We start from the raw sequence: 16,245 nt of genomic DNA on the forward strand, positions 1-16,245 counted from the left end.
GACAGAGAGGCACGACCCGATGGCCAGACTCCAGGCGGATCACGTGACGCTCGGCTACGACAGGCGCACCGTCGCGACGAACCTGTCGCTGGCAATCCCCGACGGCGAGTTCACCGTCATCGTCGGCCCGAACGGCTGCGGGAAGTCGACGCTCCTGCGCTCCTTCGCGCGGCTCCTGAAGCCCGAGGCCGGCCGGATCGTGCTCGACGGGAAGGCGATCTCCTCGGTCCCCGCGAAGGAGGCCGCGCGCCGCGTCGGGCTGCTTCCGCAGTCGTCGACGGCGCCGGATGGGATCACGGTCTCCGACCTCGTCGGCCGCGGCCGCTACCCGCACCAGACGCTGTTCCGCCAGGGGTCGGCCGGCGACCGCGCGGCCGTGGACCGGGCGATGGAGCGCACGGGCGTCTCCGAGTTCGCGGGCGTGCGGGTCGACGAGCTCTCGGGCGGCCAGCGGCAGAGGGTCTGGGTCGCGATGGCGCTCGCGCAGGAGACGCCGATCCTGCTACTCGACGAGCCGACCACCTTCCTCGACATCGCCCACCAGATCGAGCTCCTCGACCTGTTCGCGCGGCTCCACGAGGAGGGCTCGACCGTCGTGGCCGTCCTGCACGACCTCAACCACGCTGCGCGCTACGCGACGCACCTCGTCGCGATGAAGGACGGCGTCGTCGCGGCGTCGGGCTCCCCGCGCGACATCGTGACGCCGCGCCTCGTCGAGGAGGTCTTCGGGCTGCCCGCCGTCGTCATCGACGACCCCGAGACGGGGACGCCGCTCGTGATCCCGCGCGCGACCCGGTGATCAGCGCCGCAGGATCCGCCGCGCCAGCCAGTTGCCGAGCCCCTGCACGACCTGGGTGATCACGATGATGATCACGAGCGCCGACCACGTCACGACGGCGTCGAAGTTGCGCAGGCCGTACGAGACGGCGTAGTAGCCGAGGCCCTGGCCGCCCGCGAGGCCCGCGACCGCCGACATGTCGATCAGCGCGACGATCGCGAAGGTGTAGCCGAGCACGAGCGGCCCCGCCCCCTCGGGCAGGATCACCGTGAGGATGATGCGCCACGGGCCCGCGCCCGCCGCCCGCGCCGCCTCGATGACACCCGGGTCGACGGTGACGAGGTTCTGCTCGACGATGCGCGCGATCGCGAAGGTCGCCGCGATCGAGAGCGAGAAGATGATCGCCTCGTTGCCGATGCCCTTGCCGATCACGAGGCGCGTGAAGGGCTGCATCGCGACGAGGAAGATGATGAACGGGATCGGCCGGATCGTGTTCACGAGGGCGTTGAGCACGGCCGAGACGACGCGCTGCTCCATGATCCCGCCGCGCCGCGTGACCGTGATGGTCGTGCCGATCACGAGGCCCGCGATCCCGCCGAACAGGAGCGCCGCGACGACGATCCACAGCGTGATCCCCGTCTGCTCCAGGAGCTTCGGGGCGAGGTCGCCCAGCTGCTCGATCAGGTCGCTCACAGCGCCACCTCCGTCACCGTGACGCCGTCGCCGACCTCGGCGAGCGCCGCGCGGACGGCCCCCTCGTCGCCGCGCACCGCGATCGTCAGCAGGCCGTAGACCCGGCCCTGGATGTCGTCGACGCCGCCGTGGACGAGGTTGAAGTCGACGCCGGCCCGGGCCAGCGCGCCGAAGACCCGCGCCTCCGAGGCGCCGGCGTCGGTGAACGAGATCGTGAGGAGGCGGCCCTCGTGCTTCTCGCGCAGCGCGGCGAGCGCGTCGCCGTCGGGCAGGGCGCGCACGACCGTGCGGACGAAGCGCCGCGCCGTCTCGGTCTGCGGCGCCGTGAAGACGTCGTACGTGGATCCCTGCTCGACGACCCTGCCGCGCTCCATGACCGCGACCTTGTTCGCGATCCGGGCGATGACGTCCATCTCGTGGGTGATCACGACGATCGTGACGCCGAGCTCGCGGTTCACGCGGGCGAGGAGGTCGAGGACCTCGTCTGTCGTCTCGGGGTCGAGGGCGCTCGTCGCCTCGTCGGCGAGGAGGATCGCCGGCTCGGCGGCGAGCGCGCGCGCGATGCCGACGCGCTGCTGCTGACCGCCCGAGAGCTGCTCGGGGTAGGCGTCGGCCTTGTCGGAGAGCCCGACGAAGTCGAGCAGCTCCGCGACCCGGGCGGCGCGCTTCCCGCGCGGGGTGCCCGCCACCTCGAGCGGGTACGCCACGTTCCCCTTGATGCTCCGCGAGCGCAGCAGGTTGAAGCGCTGGAAGATCATGCCGATCCCCTGGCGCACCTCGCGGAGCCTCCTCTCGGGCAGCCGCGCGACGTCGACGCCGTCGATCTCGATGGATCCGGAGGTCACGGGCTCGAGCCCGTTGATGAGGCGGACGAGCGTCGACTTGCCCGCGCCCGAGTATCCGATGACGCCGAACACGTCTCCGCGCTCGATCTCGAGGCTGACGCCCTCGACCGCGGTGACCGGGTCGCCGCCCCGTCGCTGAGGCGGATACGTCTTGACGACGTCGGAGATGCGGATGTGCGGCATGGGTCCTCGGGTCTGCGGAATGGACGAAGGCGCGTGCGGAGAACCATCCTCGCGCACGCGCCCCATCTCACGTCACTGTGCGGCGGCGAACGCTTCCTGGGTGTCGGCGAGCGACGCCTGCAGGTCGGCGGCCGGCGTCGTGCTCAGCACCGCGGTGCCGCCCGAGGTCTCGAGCACGCCCGCCTGGACGTCCTCGTTCGTCTGGTAGATCTCGACGAGCTTGTTCAGCACCTCATCGTCGACGTCCTCCGAGCGGACCGCGAAGACGTTCACGTAGGGAAGCGCCGACTCGTCGTCCGCGCTGTCCTCCGCGATGGCGCTCTCGGGGTCGATGCCGGCCTTCGTGACGTAGTCATTGTTGGCGATCGCCGCGGCGACGTCGGGGAGCGACGTGAGCGTGAGGTCGGCGGCGACCGTCTCGACCTCGACGCGCGACTCGTCCTCGATGATGTCCTCGGGCGTCGAGTACGGGCTGCCGCCGTCCTCGAGCGTGATGAGGCCCGCCTCCTGCAGCACGAGCAGGCCGCGCGCGAGGTTCGTGGCGTCGTCCGGCACGAGCACCGTCTCGCCGTCGGGGATCTCGTCGGGCGAGTCGTACTTGTCGGAGTAGAGGCCGAGCGGGTAGATCGCGGTCGCGCCGATGGGCTGCAGGTCCTCGCCGCTCTCCTCGTTGTACTGCGCGAGGAAGAGGATGTGCTGGAACTGGTTGATGTCGAGGTCACCCTCGGTCAGCGCCGGGTTCGGCTGCGAGTACTCGGTGAAGTCGACGACGTCGACCGAGATGCCCTCGGCGTCGGCGGCCTCCTGGAAGGTCTCCCAGTACGGGTCGCTGGCGCCCACGACGCCGAGCTGCACGGGGTTCTCCGCGCTTCCGAGTGCTGCGTCGTCGGCGGCGCCGCCGGAGGCGCAGCCCGCGAGGGCGAAGAGGCCGATCGCTGCGATCGGCGCGAGGGCGTAGGTGCGGAAGGACATCGTGGTGCTCCTGGGTTCGGGGAGCATCACCGTAGGCAGGCCGCGCCCGCGAAATCGAACCGGAATGACACGCGGCGACACACGCGCCGCCGCCCGGTCAGGAGTCGACCGGCTCCAGCCCCACGAACTTCATCCTGTCCTCGCCGTAGAAGCAGCTCTGCAGCGCGAGCGCGCCCTGCAGGCCGACGAGGTCGTCGGTGCTCGACCAGATCTTCGAGGTGTAGCGGATGTCGACGACCTGGTACTCGCCGTCGAAGCCGCCGCCGACCACGTTGATCTTCTGGCCGTCCTCCCATCCGAGGAGCACGTCGCCCTGGCAGTTGTTGTGCGCGGCGGCCGTCGTGGGGACGCCCTCGCGCTCGTACGACGTCATGACCGTGAACGTGCCGTCGCAGTAGTCGAGCTGCGACTTGCCGCCGACGACGCCGATCGTCACGGTGGGCAGCTCGCCGGTCACCTGCTCCTGCACCTGCGTGACCGTCTTGTCGACCTCGGTCTTCACGGATCCGTACACGCGCTCGGTCTCGTCGGGGGCGAAGATCACGCCCGCGAGAACCACGGCGCCGGCGAGGACGAGGACGCCGCCGAGGGCGGTGATGATCCATCCGCCCCGACGCTTCCTGCCCGTCGCCTGCCGTGCCACGCTTCGGATGATAACGCGGGCAGATGACGCGCGAGTATCCCCCGTAGAATCGGACGCATGTCGAATGTCCTCGAAAACCTGCCCGTCGGCGAGCGCGTCGGCATCGCCTTCTCGGGAGGTCTCGACACCTCCTGCGCCGTCGCCTGGATGCGCGACGCGGGCGCCGTTCCCTTCACCTACACGGGCGACCTCGGGCAGTACGACGAGGACGACATCGCGTCGATCCCCGAGCGCGCGCTGCAGTACGGCGCCGAGAAGTCGCGCCTCGTCGACTGCAAGCCGATGATGGTCGAGGAGGGCCTCGCCGCCCTCGCGACCGGCGCCTTCCACATCCGCTCGGGCGGGCGCACCTACTTCAACACGACGCCGATCGGCCGCGCCGTCACGGGCACGCTGCTCGTCCGCGCGATGCGCGAGGACGGCGTCGACATCTGGGGCGACGGGTCGACCTACAAGGGCAACGACATCGAGCGCTTCTACCGCTACGGCCTGCTCGCCAACCCGCGCCTGCGCGTCTACAAGCCGTGGCTCGACGCGCGCTTCGTGTCGGAGCTCGGCGGCCGCCAGGAGATGAGCGAGTGGCTCGTCGCGCACGGCTACCCGTACCGCGACTCGGCCGAGAAGGCCTACTCGACCGACGCGAACATCTGGGGCGCGACGCACGAGGCGAAGACGCTCGAGGATCTGAACGTCTCTCTCGAGACCGTCGACCCGATCATGGGCGAGCGCTTCTGGGATCCCTCCGTCGCGATCGAGACCGAGGACGTCACGGTCGCGTTCAGCGAGGGCCGCCCCGTCGCGATCAACGGCCAGGAGTTCTCCGACGCCGTCGCCCTCGTCATGAAGGCGAACGAGATCGGCGGCCGCCACGGCCTCGGCATGAGCGACCAGATCGAGAACCGGATCATCGAGGCGAAGAGCCGCGGAATCTACGAGGCGCCGGGCATGGCGCTGCTGTTCATCGCGTACGAGCGCCTCGTCAACGCGATCGTCAACGAGGACACCCTCGCGACCTACCACGAGCAGGGCCGCCGCCTCGGCCGCCTCATGTACGAGGGCCGCTGGCTCGAGCCGCAGTCGCTCATGCTGCGGGAGTCGATCCAGAAGTGGATCGGATCCACGATCACGGGCACCGTCACGATCCGCCTGCGCCGCGGCGAGGACTACACGGTCCTCGACACCGACGGGCCCGGCCTGTCGTACGCGGGCGAGAAGCTGTCGATGGAGCGCGTCGGCGACGCCGCGTTCGGCCCGGTCGACCGCATCGGCCAGCTGACGATGCGCAACCTCGACATCTCCGACTCGCGCGCCCGCCTCGAGGGCTACGTCGCGCGCGGCATGATCGGCGGCACGACCGGCGAGCTCATCGGCCAGCTCGAGCAGGGCGAGGCGGCGCAGATCACCGCCGAGACCGGCAAGGAGACCGCCGACATCGACAAGGCGGGCGAGGGCGCCGCATTCGACACCGGCACCGACTGAGGCTCGGCCTTCCCGAAAGGCCGCGCGGAGGATCCCCTTCGCGCGGCCTTTCGGCGTTCCGGCGGGTGCCTGGGCGGGATCCACCCGCGCGAGGGGCGAATGGCCGCGCGGAGGCCGATCCTCACGCGGTTCCACCCACCGATCAGAATCAGCTACCATTGGTAAGTTGAAACGTTCCAATGAAGGAAGTGGGATCCGATGACGCACCCCGAGATCACCGAGCTGCGCGCTGGGCGGCGCGGCGCGCCCGCGTTCCAGCCGACCGCGGCCCCCGACCTGTCGTGGCGCATCGCCGCGAGCGACGGATGGCTGCAGGAGTCGGCCGTGCTCGAGCTCCGCCGGGCGGACGGATCCGTCGAACGTCACGAGCACGCCGACGACGAGAGCGTCGCCGTCGCCTGGCCGTTCGCGCCCCTCGCCGCCTACGACACCGTCGAGGTGCGGGTCTCCGTGACGGGCGCCGACGGATCCGAGAGCTCTCCGAGCTCCTGGACCCGCGTCGCGACCGGCCCCCTCACGCCCGCCGACTGGCGCGCCGACTTCATCGCGAGCGCCGACGACCTCTCGGGCGCTCCCTCCGCCGACGTGACGATCAAGACGGCCGACGCGGACGCCGTGCGCGCCGACCTCACGGCGGACGACGCCGACCGCCGCGTCACGCGCTTCCACCGCGACGTCGAGATCGGCCCGGGGCTCACCCGCGCGCTCCTCTCCTACACGGCGCACGGCATCGTCGACGTCCGGATCGACGGCGCGACGGTGTCGGACGACCTCCTCGCGCCCGGGTGGACCGCATACGCCGATCGCCTCCTCTTCCGCACGGTCGACGTCACGGACGCGCTCCCGGCGGGCCCGCACGCGCTCGGGGCCGAGGTGGGCCCCGGCTGGTACGCCGAGCACTTCGGCTTCGACGGCGACTTCCGCCGCACGTGGCACGGCCGGCGCGCCCTCAGCGCCCAGCTGCGCCTCGAGTACGCCGACGGCCGCACCGAGATCGTGACGACGGATCCGTCCTGGCTCGCGACGGTCGAAGGGCCGACGACCTTCGCGAGCGTCTACCAGGGAGAGCGCTGCGACGCCCGCCTCGCCTCCGACGGGCTGCCCGGCGCGAAGCCCGCCGAGGTCGAGCCCGCCGACCCCGCTCGGCTCGCCCCCGCGGCGCTGCCTCCCGTCCGCGTCACCGAGACGCGCGATGTCGCGGCGGTCGTCACGGACCCCGAGGGCCGCACGATCCTCGACTTCGGGCAGAACCTCGTCGGCCGCCTGCGCATCACCGTGACGGGCGACGCCGGCACGGTCGTGACGCTGCGCCACGCCGAGGTGCTCGAGGACGGATCCCTCGGCACCCGCGCGCTGCGGTTCGCCGCCGCGACCGACACGTTCACGCTCGCGGGAGGCGGATCCGAGGAGTGGGCCCCGCGCTTCACGTTCCACGGCTTCCGCTATGCCCGGATCGACGGCGTGGATCCGTCGCAGGTGACGGCGGTCGCCGAGGTGATCCACACGGATCTGCCCCGCACGGGCCATCTCACGACGAACGTCCCCGCGCTCGATCGCCTGCACGAGAACGTCGTGTGGGGAACGCGCGGCAACTTCGTCAGCCTTCCCACCGACTGCCCGCAGCGCGACGAGCGCCTCGGGTGGACGGGCGACATCCAGGTCTTCGCGCCGACCGCGTCGTTCCTGTTCGACGTCGACGCGTTCCTCGCCTCGTGGATCCAGGACTTCGCCGTCGACCAGAAGCGGCTCGGCGGGGTCGGCCCCCTCTACTCGCCCCTCATCGACCAGGACCTCTTCCCGCCGACCCCGATGGCGGCGTGGAGCGACGCCGCTACCGTCGTCCCGACCGTGCTGTGGGATCGCTTCCGCGACCGCCGCGCGCTCGAGGCCCAGTACGAGAGCATGACGACCTGGGTCGACGTCGTCGAGCGCCACGCGCCGGACGGGCACTGGGACTCGGGGATGCAGCTCGCCGACTGGCTCGACCCCACGGCGCCGCCCGAGAACCCCGCGCAGGCGCAGACGGATCCGCACCTCGTCGCCCAGGCGTACTACGCGCGCTCGGCGCGACTCGTCTCCGAGGCCGCCGACCTCCTGGGGCGCCGCGGCGACGCGACGCGCTACGCGGCCCTCGCCGAGAAGGCCACCGCCGCCTTCCGTCGCGAGTACGTGCGAGCCGACGGGCGGATGTCGTCCGACGCGCAGACCGCGTACGCCCTCGCGATCGTGTTCGAGCTGCTGCCCGACGCGCTCATCCAGCCCGCGGGCGACCGCCTCGCCGAGATCGTCGCCGAGCGCGGTCACCGCATCGGCACGGGCTTCGCCGGGACGCCGATCGTGAGCGACGCGCTCACGCGGACGGGCCACCGGCTCACCGCGCAGCGCATGCTGCAGACCGACGAGCTGCCGAGCTGGCTGTACCCCGTCTCGCAGGGCGCCACCACGATCTGGGAGCGGTGGGACTCGATGCTGCCCGACGGATCCATCAACCCCGGGGAGATGACGAGCTTCAACCACTACGCCCTCGGCGCGGTGGCCGACTGGATGCACCGCGACGTGGGCGGCATCGCGCCGCTCGAGCCCGGATACCGGCGCGTCCTCGTGCGGCCCCGCGCGGGCCTCACCGACCGCGCCGCCGCGAGGTTCGACTCGCTGTACGGCGAGATCCGCGTCGAGTGGCGCGCGACGGATCCGTCGGCGGGCGAGGCGAGCCCCCTCGCCGCGACCGTCTCGATCCCCGCGAACGTGACCGCCGTCGTCGACCTCCCGGGATCCGATCCCGTCGTGGTCGGATCCGGCGTCCACACCTTCTGATTCCCCCATCGCCCGAGTTCAGAGGAGAACCCTGTGGCACAGAAACAACCCAACCCCTGGTACGTCGCGATCCTGTCGGGCATGGTGTCGTACCTCGACGCCGGCGCGATCGTCACGACCGGAACCGCGCTCGTGATCTTCCGGCAGTCGTTCGGGATCGACGATCTGCAGTACGGCCTGCTGTCGGCGCTCCTGACCGTCTCGATCGGCGTCGGCGCCCTCATCGGCGGGCCCGCGGGCGACCGCCTCGGCCGCAAGCCCGTGTTCATGACGACGCTCGCGCTGTACGTCGTCGGCGCGATCCTCATGATCTCGGCGCCCGGCGTCGAGATGCTCTACCCCGGCATCCTGCTGCTCGGATTCGCGTCCGGCGCAGATCTGCCCGTCTCCATGGCGATGATCGCCGAGGCCGCGACCGACAGGAACCGCGGCAAGATGGTCACGTTCACGCACATCCTCTGGATGGGCGCCGTCATCGTCGTCGGGTTCCTCGGCACCGCCGTCGGCAACATGGGCCTGCCCGGCGCGCGGATCATGTACGCCCACCTCGGCGTCATCGCGCTCGTCGTGCTGATCCTGCGCATCGGCCTGCCCGAGTCGCAGGCCTGGGTCAACAGCCGGAACATCGTGCTCCCGGGCACGACCGCGCGGAAGCAGTCGGCCTTCCGGCTGCTGCTCACGCCGCGATACCTCACGGCGATGATCGCGACCGGCCTGTTCTATGCCCTCGCGAACATCGCCGCGAACACGAACGGCCAGTTCGGCGCGCTACTGTACGTCGAGGTCGCCGGCGCGACGGTGTCGACGGCGTCGCTCGTGTCGACGCTCGTGACGTTCGTCAGCGTCGCGGCCCTGTTCCTCATGATGCGCGTCGTGGACGGCCGCCGGCGCATGGTCTGGTTCGCCGCGATGTCGGTTCTCGCGCTCGTCGCGTTCCTCGTGCCGCCGACGTTCGGGATCACGGTCGCGACGCTCGTCGTGTTCGGCGTGCTCTACTCGATCTCGGGGGCCGTCGCCGGCGAGCCGATGTTCAAGGTGTGGGCGCAGGAGCTCTTCCCGACGCAGATCCGCGCGACGTCGCAGGCGATCATGATCGCCTTCACGCGCTTCGTCGCCGCCGGGGTGGGCGTCTTCACACCGTCGCTCATCACGCTCGGCCCGAACATCGTGTTCTACTTCATGGCCGCGACGAGCGTCGTCGCCTGCGCGATCGGGATCTTCTGGATCGCCCGCATGCCCAAGGCCACCGACGACGACCAGGCCCTCCTCGAGGCCGAGGCGTCGCGCGGCTGACGCCCTCGGACCCGGAAGGCCGCGCGGGGATCCCCTCCGCGCGGCCTTTCGGCGCTCCTGCGGCCTCATCAGCCCGATCCACCCGCGCGGAGGGCGAACGGCCGCGGGAGCGTGATGCTTGGTGCGGAGTATTAGCTGGGACGCAACCCGGCTGACCGGCGGGTGAGCCCTTCGCCGTTGGGCGCACCACGAGAATGGCCGCGCGGGGATCCCGCTTGCGCGGCCGATCGACGCATCTGCGGCCTCATCAGCCCTATCCACCCACGCGATGGGCGAACGACCGCGGGAGCGTGAGGCTTGGCGCGGAGTATTAGCTGGGACGCAACCCGGCTGACCGGCGGGTGACCTCATCGCTGTTGCCTGCACCACGCGAATGGCCGCGCGAGGATCCCGCTCACGCGGCTAATCGACGCATCTGCGGCCTCATCAGCCCGATACGCCCGCGCCAAGGGCAAACGGCCGCGGGAGGGCGAGTCCTCGCGCGGGGTACTTGCTAGGACGGAACCCGGCTGGCCGCGAGTAGGCCCCCCGCCAGCGGCCACACCACGCGAATGACCGCGCGGGGATCCCGCTTGCGCGGCCGATCGACCTTCCTGCCGCCGAATCACCCAGATCCGCCCGCGCGGAGGGCGAACCGCCGCGCGAAGGATCCCACTCACGCGGCCGTTCGACCTTCCTGCGGCCGAATCACCCGGATCCGGCCGCGCGTGGGGCGAACGGCCGCGCGAGGGGCGGCGCCGGCGCGGGGATCCGTCAGCCCAGGACGTCTCGCAGGAACGCCACCTGCTTCGACTTGTGGTGTGCGGCGCCGCCCTCGTGACCGTTGTAGGGATACACCTCGACCGACGCATCGCCGCCCCACGCGTTGGCCGCTGCGAAGACCGTCGACGGGGGGACGACCGCGTCGCGCAGGCCCGCCGAGAACAGGGCCGGCGCCGTCGCGCGCTTCGCGAGGTGCGCGCCGTCGATGTAGGACAGCGTGCGGAACGCCGCCTCGACGTGGTCATGATGCACCGCGAGATAGCGCGCGATCTCCTGGTACGGATCCTTGTCGGCGACGTCGACTCCGCGCCGGATGTCGCTGAGGAACGGGACCTCGGGGATCGCCGCCGCGACTCCCCCGCCGAGCGACGCCGCGGCGATCGCGAGGCCCCCGCCTTGGCTGCCTCCCGCGACGACGACCTTCGACGCGTCGACGCCCTCGAGATGCGGGACGACGTCGAGCAGCCGCACGGCGTCGGTGTAGAGCCGCCGGTAGTAGTACGTGTCGAAGTCGAGGATCCCGCGCGTCATGAACCCAGGGTGCGCGGGGCCGGCCGCGTCCGCGCCGCCCGAGCGATCGGGGGTGTGGCCGCCTGACCCCCACCCGGATCCCTGCCCGCGTGTGTCCATGAAGAGCGTCGCGTAGCCGGCGCTGGGCCAGAGGAGCCGCTCGAGCGGGAGACCGCGCCCGCCGCCGTAGCCGTTGTACTCGACGACGATCGGCAGATCCCCCTTCGCGCCCGCCGGCCGCAGGTACCAGGCGCGGATCGGGTCGCCGCCGAATCCGGCGTAGGTGATGTCTTCGACGTCGACGAGCGGGAGCCTCGCGTCGACCCGCTCACGGCGCAGGTCGAGGTCGTGCGACCGGGCCTCGGCGAGGGTCGCGTCCCAGCGCGCGTCGAGGTCGGCGGGCTCCGCGTCGGCGGTCGTGTGCTGGCGCAGCCGGTCGAGCGGCAGGTCGGTGAACGGCATGGTGTCCTCATCTCCGTGCGGGCCCGGCGTCGACGCGCGGGGCACTGCCCCGATCGTAGTGATCCGCGGGGCGGCGGCCGCGCGCCGCCCGTCAGATTCCGTCACGGATGCCGTGCCGGCTGACAGACGACATCGCTTACGCTTCGGCGATGGGCAAGAAGAAAAAGAAGAAGGGCCCCAAGAAGTCCTGCTGCCGGTCGAAGCCGCGCTGCTCGCGCTGCCCCATCCGGATGCTCGCCGAGGGCCGCCTCGACCCCGCCGAGGCGCGCGAGCTCTTCGCCAAGGATCGCAACCGCAAGCAGGCGAAGAAGGAGCACCTCAAGGTTCCGTCCTGACCCTCTTCCGGACGGCCGCGGCGCGTGTCAGGATCGTCGCGGATCCGGGCACCGGGCCCGGCGGACGAAGGGATCGGATCATGGGTTTCAAGCTGGCGCCGTACCTGAGCTTCTCGGGGCAGGCCGAGGACGCGCTCGAGTTCTATCGCGATGTCTTCGGCGGCACGCTCCAGATCACGCGGTACCGCGAGATGCCGATGGAGGACCTCGCGGGCGACCCCGAGTGGGTCATGCACGGCCAGCTCACGCTCGAGAACGGCGTCACGATCATGGCGTCCGACGCGCCGGGTGTGGCGAGCGGATCCCAGATCAGCATGATGATCTACGGCGACGACCGCGACGAGCTCGCCGGCTTCTTCGAGGCTATGCACAACGGCGGATCCGTGACGACGCCGTTCGAGCCGTCGCCGTGGGGCAGCTGGTACGGCGCCGTCGTCGACGCGTTCGGGATCGCCTGGGGCTTCGAGGGCGGGCAGCCGGCGGCCGAGAGCGCGTGACGCGGGGCGGCCCCGCTCGCTAGCTGAAGTCGGCCGCGACGCCGCGGCGGTGGTATTCGAAGATGATGCTCGTCCGGGTCGAGGCGACGAACGGCTGCGTCGAGAGGTTGTCGACGACGAACTGCCTGACGTCGCTCGACCCGGCGACCGCGATGTGCACCATGAAGTCGTCGGTGCCGCCGAGGAAGAACAGCTGCACGACCTGGGGCAGCCGGCGCACCTCCTCGGCGAACGTGACGATGCCGTCGTGGCGGGTTCCGCCGCGCAGCGTCACCCCGATGATCGCCTGCAGGCCACGGCCGATGCGGGCGTGGTCGACGGCGGCGTGGAAGCCGCGGATCACGCCCCGCTCGACGAGCGAGCGCGTGCGCGCGTGGGCCGTCGACGGGGCGACGCCGATGCGCGCCGCGAGGTCGGCGTTCGTCATCCGGGCGTCCTCGCTCAGCGCCTAGACGATCGCCCGGTCGACGTCATCGAGCTCGACGACCGGCAGATTCTTCGCCCGCTCGTCGGATCCGGTGGTCTCCATGGCGATGATCGTACGAGAAACCTCGCTCCTGCCGAAGGATCTGCAGGCGTAACCCGCTCGAAACGGATCTTCTGCGAATCTCATCGCGGGCCTGCTGGACCGGCCGCACAGATTCGCATCGCAGAGGATCCGCCATGAAGATCGCCGTTCCCACCGAGATCAAGAACAACGAGAACCGCGTCGCCCTGACGCCGGCCGGCGCCGACGCCCTCGTGCACGGGGGCCACGAGGTGTTCGTCGAGGCGGGGGCGGGCCTCGGATCCCGCATCGCCGACGCCGACTACGCGGCCGCGGGCGCGACGATCGTGCCGACGGCGGCCGACGCGTGGGGCGAGGCCGAGCTGCTCGTGAAGGTCAAGGAGCCGATCGCCGCGGAGTACGGATTCCTGCGGGACGACCTCACCCTGTTCGCCTATCTGCATCTCGCGGCCGACCGGCCGCTGACGCAGGCGCTCGCGGGCGCCGGCACGACCGCCGTCGCGTACGAGACGGTGCAGCTGCCCGATCGCTCGCTGCCGCTGCTGCAGCCGATGAGCGAGGTCGCCGGGCGGCTGTCGATCCCCGTCGGCGCGTACCACCTCTCGCGGGCGTTCGGCGGGCGCGGGACGCTTCTCGGCGGGGTCGCGGGCGCGCCTCGGGCGAGCGTCGTCGTGATCGGCGGGGGCGTCGCGGGCGAGCACGCCGCGGCGAACGCCCTGGGGCTCGGCGCGCAGGTCACGGTCCTCGACGTGTCGCTGCCGCGGCTGCGCGAGCTCGAGGCGCGGTACGGCGGGGCGCTGCAGACCCGGCACTCGACGCGGTACGCGATCGCCGAGGCCCTCTCGTCCGCCGACCTCGTGATCGGATCCGTCCTGATCCCCGGCGCCGCGGCCCCCAAGCTCGTGACCGACGAGATGGTCGCCGGGATGAGGCCCGGATCCGTGCTCGTCGACATCGCGATCGACCAGGGCGGCTGCTTCGAGGGATCGCACGCGACGACGCACGACGATCCGACCTTCGCGGTGCACGACAGCCTGTTCTACTGCGTCGCGAACATGCCGGGTGCCGTGCCTGCGACGTCGACCGTCGCGCTGACAAACGCGACGCTGCCGTATGTCCTGCACATCGCGTCCGCGGGATGGGACGCCGCGGCGGCCTCCGATCCGGCCCTCGCCGCGGGGCTCAACGTCCGCGGCGGCGAGATCGTCAACGGCGGGGTCGCGGCGGCGTTCGCGGCCGGATGATCCCGGGGCACGACGACGGCGGAAAGCCGCCCGGACCCTCCGACACGCCGATCCCGGGGCCGGGCGGGCCGGTTCTGCCGTAGTCCTGTCGGGGAGGGCGGGGGCGGCAGGGGCGGGCCCCGGGATCCCGGGCCCGCGGGGCCCGGACGGCGACCCGGGCAGGCCCGCCGGCACAAGTACGGCGGAAAGCCGCCCGGCCCCTCCGACACGCCGACCCCCGGGGCCCGGCCGGCCAGATCTGCCGTAGTCCTGCCGGGGAGGGCGGGGCGGCGAGTGGCTCGGCCGAGGACCGGGACCGGACGTGCCGGCGGCGGGCTACCGCTTCGAACGGGGGCCGAAGCCCCGCGTCTTCGACATGCGGTAATCGATGCGGTCGTCGACGTAGGCGCCGAGCTCCTCCGACTCGCCGATGTTGTCGCGGATCTCGCCCGTCACGTGCTCGGTGACGCGGTCGAGGCGCTCCTGGCTCCGCGCGTGCTGCGACAGCCGGTACTCGTACGACAGGCCGCGGAACAGCGCGACGCACATGAGGATCAGCACGATCGAGAACGGCAGCGCCGTGATGAGCGACCCCGTCTGCAGCGTCGTGAGGCCGCCGGCGAGCAGCAGCGCGATCGCGAGCGCGCCCTCGAGGAACGACCACAGCACACGCGACCAGGTCGGCGGGTTGGGGTGCCCGCCCGAGGCGAGCATGTCGACGACGAGGGATCCCGAGTCGGACGAGGTGATGAAGAACAACGCCACGATGATGATCGCGAGGACCGAGAGGATCTGCCCGAGCGGCAGGCCCTCGAGCACCTGGAACAGGGATCCCTCGGCCGAGACCGTGCCGTCGGCGCCGACGAGGTCGCCCTCGCCGAAGAACTGCCGGAACAGCGCGCTGCCTCCCATGATCGAGAACCACAGCATGCCGACGAGCGTCGGAACGATCAGAACGCCCGCGACGAACTGCCTGACCGTGCGGCCGCGCGAGATGCGCGCGATGAACACGCCGACGAAGGGGGCCCAGGCGATCCACCAGCCCCAGTAGAAGATCGTCCAGTCGCCGAGGAACTCCTGGCCGGCCTCGCCCGTGTACGCCTGCACGTCGAAGGTCAGGTTCAGCACGTTCGCGAGGTACACGCCGAGCGACTGCACGAAGTTGCGCAACAGGAACACCGTCGGGCCGAGCACGAGCATCGACACGATGAGCAGACCCGCGAGCGAGAGGTTGATGTTCGACAGCCACTTGATCCCGGCGCCGACGCCCGAGACGACCGAGAGGGTCGCGAGCAGCGTGATCACGACGATCAGGACCACGAGCATCGTGCGCGAGACCTCGTCGACGATGCCGATCGCCTCGATGCCCGCCGAGATCTGGTTGACGCCGAGGCCCAGCGAGGTCGCGACGCCGAACACTGTTCCGAAGATCGCGAGGATGTCGATGACGTCGCCCGTCCACCCCTTGACGGCGCTGCCGAAGAGCGGCTCGAGCGCCCAGCGGATCGACACGGGCCGGCCCCTGCGGTGGATCGCGAAGGCGATGCCGAGGCCGATCGTCGCGTAGATCGCCCACGGGTGCAGACCCCAGTGCACGAAGGTCTGCGCCATCGCGAGGGCCGGGACGTCCTGCACGGGCTCCCCAGCCCAGGTCGGGTTGGGCTGCACCGTCGCGTAGGTGAGCGGCTCTCCCACGCCGTAGAACACGAGCCCGATGCCCATGCCGGCCGAGAACAGCATCGCGAACCACGAGAAGATGCCGAACTCGGGCTCGTCGTCGTCGCGTCCGAGCTTGACGCTGCCGAGGGGCGAGATCGCGATGAAGAGCGTGAACGCGACGAAGGCGCCGATGATCAGCATGTAGAACCAGCCGAGGTCGCGCACGATCCATCCCTGGACGGCGGAGAACACGTCGGCGGTCCCATCCGGGAACACGATCGCGACGACCGTGACGAGCAGGATCACGCTGATCGCGGGCCAGAACACCCGGGGAGCGACCTTGCCGCGCCCGATCCTCACGCCCTGGCGGCGCAGCTTCGCGACGATCTCATCGTCGCTGTCCTCGTCGGCGATCTGCAGCCGCGCCGGCATCACCCCGATCGCCGGGTTGTGGAGGACCGACTCGCCGCTCAGCGGGTCGGTGTGCGTCACGGGCTCCTCGGGAGCCTCGGGCTCCGACTGGATCCCCTCGCCCGGGGCCGCGTCGTTCTCGTTCGTCGTCATGCGCTGTCCTTCGTTCTGGGTGCCG

Annotated in this window: 14 protein-coding genes; 7 read left to right on the top strand and 7 right to left on the bottom strand. The window is 71.2% G+C overall.

The genetic code is table 11. The annotated features are described in order from the left end of the window. The first annotated feature begins 19 nt into the window (after nt 1-19). Nucleotides 20-799 (top strand): ABC transporter ATP-binding protein, encoded by a 780-nt coding sequence (locus H576_RS0107345; RefSeq protein ID WP_029150395.1) that lies wholly within the window; start codon nt 20-22, stop codon nt 797-799. Here H576_RS0107345 and H576_RS0107350 read toward each other — a convergent pair whose 3' ends face one another. From H576_RS0107350 to H576_RS0107365, 4 genes are all read right to left on the bottom strand, one after another. Next, nucleotides 800-1,471: a methionine ABC transporter permease gene (locus H576_RS0107350; protein WP_029150396.1), complete on the bottom strand. Its 672-nt coding sequence runs from the start codon at nt 1,469-1,471 to the stop codon at nt 800-802. It lies immediately after the preceding gene. Then, nucleotides 1,468-2,499, bottom strand: a complete 1,032-nt coding sequence (locus H576_RS0107355; RefSeq protein ID WP_029150397.1) for a methionine ABC transporter ATP-binding protein — start codon at nt 2,497-2,499, stop codon at nt 1,468-1,470. The genes H576_RS0107350 and H576_RS0107355 overlap by 4 nt, the downstream gene beginning before the upstream one ends. Before the next feature lie 72 nt (nt 2,500-2,571). Continuing rightward, nucleotides 2,572-3,471 carry a MetQ/NlpA family ABC transporter substrate-binding protein gene (locus tag H576_RS0107360; protein WP_029150398.1) on the bottom strand — a complete coding sequence of 300 codons (900 nt, stop codon included), beginning with the start codon at nt 3,469-3,471 and terminating at the stop codon, nt 2,572-2,574. A gap of 97 nt (nt 3,472-3,568) precedes the next feature. Then, nucleotides 3,569-4,114 (bottom strand): hypothetical protein, encoded by a 546-nt coding sequence (locus H576_RS0107365; protein ID WP_029150399.1) that lies wholly within the window; start codon nt 4,112-4,114, stop codon nt 3,569-3,571. A 57-nt stretch (nt 4,115-4,171) separates the two neighbouring features. On the opposite strand from H576_RS0107365, the gene argG reads away from it, so the two are divergent. The 3 genes from argG to H576_RS0107380 all read left to right on the top strand — a co-directional run bounded on the left by argG (nt 4,172) and on the right by H576_RS0107380 (nt 9,700). Next, nucleotides 4,172-5,593 carry an argininosuccinate synthase gene (gene argG / locus H576_RS0107370; protein WP_029150400.1) on the top strand — a complete coding sequence of 474 codons (1,422 nt, stop codon included), beginning with the start codon at nt 4,172-4,174 and terminating at the stop codon, nt 5,591-5,593. 198 nt (nt 5,594-5,791) lie between these two features. Further along, the gene (locus tag H576_RS0107375; RefSeq protein ID WP_029150401.1) at nt 5,792-8,407 is read left to right on the top strand and encodes an alpha-L-rhamnosidase; all 2,616 of its coding nucleotides are present in this window, start codon (nt 5,792-5,794) and stop codon (nt 8,405-8,407) included. A gap of 33 nt (nt 8,408-8,440) precedes the next feature. Continuing rightward, on the top strand, nt 8,441-9,700 hold the full coding sequence (locus H576_RS0107380) for an MFS transporter (protein WP_029150402.1): 1,260 nt from the start codon (nt 8,441-8,443) through the stop codon (nt 9,698-9,700). Nucleotides 9,701-10,453: 753 nt separating this feature from the next. On the opposite strand, the gene H576_RS0107385 is transcribed toward H576_RS0107380, so the two are convergent. Further along, a complete protein-coding gene (locus tag H576_RS0107385) occupies nt 10,454-11,434 on the bottom strand; it encodes an acetylxylan esterase (RefSeq protein ID WP_029150403.1) in 981 nt (326 codons plus the stop codon). Nucleotides 11,435-11,583: 149 nt separating this feature from the next. Between H576_RS0107385 and H576_RS16350 the strand changes: the two genes are divergently transcribed. Together H576_RS16350 and H576_RS0107400 are read left to right on the top strand one after the other, a co-directional pair. Continuing rightward, nucleotides 11,584-11,769, top strand: coding sequence for a hypothetical protein (locus tag H576_RS16350; protein ID WP_084502556.1), 186 nt, complete (start codon nt 11,584-11,586; stop codon nt 11,767-11,769). 80 nt (nt 11,770-11,849) lie between these two features. Further along, complete coding sequence (locus H576_RS0107400) at nt 11,850-12,266, top strand: VOC family protein (protein WP_029150404.1); 417 nt, start codon at nt 11,850-11,852, stop codon at nt 12,264-12,266. Nucleotides 12,267-12,285: 19 nt separating this feature from the next. Here H576_RS0107400 and H576_RS14820 read toward each other — a convergent pair whose 3' ends face one another. Then, nucleotides 12,286-12,711, bottom strand: coding sequence for an Lrp/AsnC family transcriptional regulator (locus tag H576_RS14820; protein WP_245559142.1), 426 nt, complete (start codon nt 12,709-12,711; stop codon nt 12,286-12,288). A 218-nt stretch (nt 12,712-12,929) separates the two neighbouring features. On the opposite strand from H576_RS14820, the gene ald reads away from it, so the two are divergent. Further along, on the top strand, nt 12,930-14,018 hold the full coding sequence (gene ald, locus H576_RS0107410) for an alanine dehydrogenase (protein WP_029150405.1): 1,089 nt from the start codon (nt 12,930-12,932) through the stop codon (nt 14,016-14,018). A 315-nt stretch (nt 14,019-14,333) separates the two neighbouring features. Here the strand turns inward: ald and H576_RS0107415 are convergent, their stop codons facing one another. Further along, entirely contained in the window at nt 14,334-16,220 is a 1,887-nt protein-coding gene (locus H576_RS0107415; protein ID WP_084502558.1) for a BCCT family transporter, read from the bottom strand. Nucleotides 16,221-16,245 lie beyond the last annotated feature (25 nt).

Source organism: Microbacterium indicum DSM 19969 (genome assembly GCF_000422385.1).
GTDB classification, from domain to species: domain Bacteria; phylum Actinomycetota; class Actinomycetes; order Actinomycetales; family Microbacteriaceae; genus Microbacterium; species Microbacterium indicum.

Excerpts from the sequence above, each read along its gene's own strand:
- H576_RS0107345 (WP_029150395.1), top strand. The coding sequence starts at position 20 with ATGGCCAGACTCCAGGCGGATCACGTGACGCTCGGCTACGACAGGCGC.
- H576_RS0107355 (WP_029150397.1), bottom strand. The coding sequence starts at position 2,499 with ATGCCGCACATCCGCATCTCCGACGTCGTCAAGACGTATCCGCCTCAG.
- H576_RS0107360 (WP_029150398.1), bottom strand. The coding sequence starts at position 3,471 with ATGTCCTTCCGCACCTACGCCCTCGCGCCGATCGCAGCGATCGGCCTC.
- argG (WP_029150400.1), top strand. The coding sequence starts at position 4,172 with ATGTCGAATGTCCTCGAAAACCTGCCCGTCGGCGAGCGCGTCGGCATC.
- H576_RS0107375 (WP_029150401.1), top strand. The coding sequence starts at position 5,792 with ATGACGCACCCCGAGATCACCGAGCTGCGCGCTGGGCGGCGCGGCGCG.
- H576_RS0107385 (WP_029150403.1), bottom strand. The coding sequence starts at position 11,434 with ATGCCGTTCACCGACCTGCCGCTCGACCGGCTGCGCCAGCACACGACC.
- H576_RS16350 (WP_084502556.1), top strand. The coding sequence starts at position 11,584 with ATGGGCAAGAAGAAAAAGAAGAAGGGCCCCAAGAAGTCCTGCTGCCGG.
- H576_RS0107400 (WP_029150404.1), top strand. The coding sequence starts at position 11,850 with ATGGGTTTCAAGCTGGCGCCGTACCTGAGCTTCTCGGGGCAGGCCGAG.
- ald (WP_029150405.1), top strand. The coding sequence starts at position 12,930 with ATGAAGATCGCCGTTCCCACCGAGATCAAGAACAACGAGAACCGCGTC.
- H576_RS0107415 (WP_084502558.1), bottom strand. The coding sequence starts at position 16,220 with ATGACGACGAACGAGAACGACGCGGCCCCGGGCGAGGGGATCCAGTCG.